Source organism: Chelativorans sp. ZYF759, from assembly GCF_012911015.1.
Taxonomy (GTDB): domain Bacteria; phylum Pseudomonadota; class Alphaproteobacteria; order Rhizobiales; family Rhizobiaceae; genus ZYF759.
In genome coordinates this window covers 1-2572 of sequence record NZ_WVVV01000034.1, presented here as the reverse complement: position 1 = coordinate 2572, position 2572 = coordinate 1, and the positions used below count along the sequence as shown (strand labels likewise).

The 2572-nt window shown below is 63.7% G+C and carries 3 protein-coding genes; all 3 read left to right on the top strand.

Features of this window, described 5'->3' with window-relative positions; translation table 11 throughout:
- Positions 1 to 58: 58 nt before the first annotated feature.
- Positions 59 to 472, top strand: coding sequence for a transposase (locus tag GRZ55_RS22850; RefSeq protein ID WP_169289244.1), 414 nt, complete (start codon positions 59 to 61; stop codon positions 470 to 472).
- Entirely contained in the window at positions 388 to 816 is a 429-nt protein-coding gene (gene tnpB, locus GRZ55_RS22845; RefSeq protein WP_368856670.1) for an IS66 family insertion sequence element accessory protein TnpB, read from the top strand. Before GRZ55_RS22850 ends, tnpB begins: the two co-directional genes overlap by 85 nt.
- 73 nt (positions 817 to 889) lie before the next feature.
- A complete protein-coding gene (locus GRZ55_RS22840) occupies positions 890 to 2521 on the top strand; it encodes an IS66 family transposase (RefSeq protein ID WP_169289242.1) in 1632 nt (543 codons plus the stop codon).
- Positions 2522 to 2572: the final 51 nt, after the last annotated feature.

Below are 2572 nucleotides of genomic sequence, written 5' to 3'. Positions count from 1 at the left end.
GTAACCCTTCGGCGTAGGACGCCTTGTGCGGTTGGAAGGCGGCCAAGAGATTGTGCGTATGGATATGCATACTCACACTCACACTCACGAAGTGTCCCGGCTGGAGGTCGTCGACACTGGTCGCCGCCGTCGATGGACGGATGAAGCCAAGCTTCGGATCATTGCCGAGAGCGAACGTGGCCCCCGGCTTGTCTCAACGACGGCTCGCCGGCACGGGATCTCGCCCTCACAATTGTTCGGCTGGCGAAGGGCGTTTGGGCTGGTTGGTTCGCGGGCGGCGACGCCGGAGCCCACCTTCCTGCCGGTTTCGGTTCACTCCGCCGATGCCACTGCTGCTGGCAAGACGTTGCCAGCAACGGAACCCTCTCGCGTCGAGATCGCGCTATCGTGTGGCCGCATTGTGCGTGTCGATGCCGGGATCGATCAGAAGGCGCTGGCCCGCATTCTCGATGTCGTGGACCGGCGGCGTTGATCCCGGTTCCGAGCGGCGTCCGGGTCTGGCTGGCGACTGGCCATGTAGACATGCGCAAAGGATTCCCGGGCCTGAGTTTGCTGGTCCAGGAGACACTGAAGCGGGATCCGAACAGTGGTCATTTGTTTTGCTTCCGTGGTCGCAGAGGCGACCTTCTGAAGGTGATCTGGCACGACGGCCAAGGCGCATGCCTGTTTACGAAGAGGCTGGAACGCGGCCGGTTCTTATGGCCGTCGCCGGCCGATGGCGTGGTGACGATCTCGGCGGCGCAACTCGGCTATCTGCTTGAGGGGATAGACTGGCGCAATCCCCAGAGAACCTGGCGTCCGAGCACTGTTGGATAGGCAGTAAAGCCTTGCATTGCAGGGGTTCTGTGGCAGAATCAACTCCACCACGACCTGCTTCGGGCCTTCCTCCATGGCCGCTTTACCGGACGATATCGTCACCCTGAAGGCTGCGCTTGCAGAGGCAGAACTGCGGGCCGATCTCGCCGAGGCGGAAGCGGCCCGAGGGAAGGCGATGGCCTCGAATGCCGAGGCTCTGATTGCCCATCTGACGCTGACCATCGAGAAGCTGCGGCGGGAGCTCTACGGTAGCCGCTCGGAGAAGAAGACGCGTCTACTCGAGCAACTCGAGATGCAGCTTGAGGATGCTCAGTCCGGCGCCACCGAGGACGAACTCGCCGCCGAGCAGGTGGCATCGAAGACAACGACAGTTCAGACCTTCACGCGCAAGCGTCCATCGAAGAAGCCATTCCCGGAGCACCTGCCGCGCGAGCGCGTCGTGATTGACGCGCCGACGTCGTGCCCGTGCTGCGGCTCGGGCCGCCTGTCGAAGCTCGGCGAGGATATCACCGAGACGCTGGAGGTGATCCCGCGCCAGTGGAAGGTGATTCAGACGGTCCGCGAGAGATTCTCCTGTCGCGAATGCGAGCGGATCACCCAGCCGCCAGCGCCGTTCCATCCGACGCCTCGCGGGTTCCTTGGCCCCAACCTCCTGGCGATGATCCTGTTTGAGAAGTTCGCCCAGCACCAACCGTTCAACCGGCAGTCCGAGCGCTACGCCCGCGAGGGGATCGATCTCAGCCTGTCGACGCTGGCCGACCAGGTCGGCGCATGCACTCACGCCCTTCGCCCGCTTCATGACCTGATCGAGGACCATGTGCTGGCGGCGGAACGGCTTCACGGCGACGACACGACGGTTCCCATCCTTGCAAAGGGCAAGACGACCACCGGCCGGGTCTGGGTCTATGTCCGCGATGATCAGCCGTTTGGCGGCACGGCGCCGCCGGCGGCGCTGTTTTATGCCTCGCGGGATCGATCGGCAGAGCATCCTGAACGTCATCTCGCGGGCTATGCTGGCATCCTTCAGGCCGACGCCTATGCAGGATACGCTCGCCTGTATCAGGCTGACCGAAGTCCGGGGTCGGTGACCGAGGCCCTGTGCTGGTCCCACGCCAGACGCAAGTTCTTCGAACTCGCCGACATCGCAAGCAGCGTCCGGCGAGGCCGGAACGCGGCACCGATCTCGCCGTTGGCGCTGGAGGCGGTGAAGCGCATCGACAGGCTGTTCGACATCGAGCGCGAGGTGAACGGCAAAGCCGCCGACGAACGCCTGGCCGCCCGGCGCGAGCGCAGTGAGCCTGTCTTTGCTGATTTGGAAGACTGGATGCGAACAGAGCGGGCGCGAATGTCGCGCCATGCTCCGGTCGCCAAGGCAATGGACTATATGCTGAAGCGCTGGGACGCCTTTGCCCGCTTCAAAGCCGACGGGCGGATATGCCTCTCGAACAATGCCGCCGAACGAGCAATCCGCGGTCTCGCCCTCGGCCGCCGCTCATGGCTATTTGCTGGCTCCGAACGTGGAGCGGATCGGACGGCCTTCATGCTGACGCTGATGGCAACAGCGAAGTTGAACAATATCGATCCGCAGGCCTGGCTGGCCGATGTGCTTGCCCGCATCGCCGACATGCCGCAGAACCGCCTCGACGACCTTCTGCCCTGGAATTGGGCAGCCGGAACTCTTGGGATCGAAAAGGTAGCCGCATAGCCACAGTATCACCGCAGGCCCTTCAAGCCGCGGTCCAGGCCGGACGGTTAC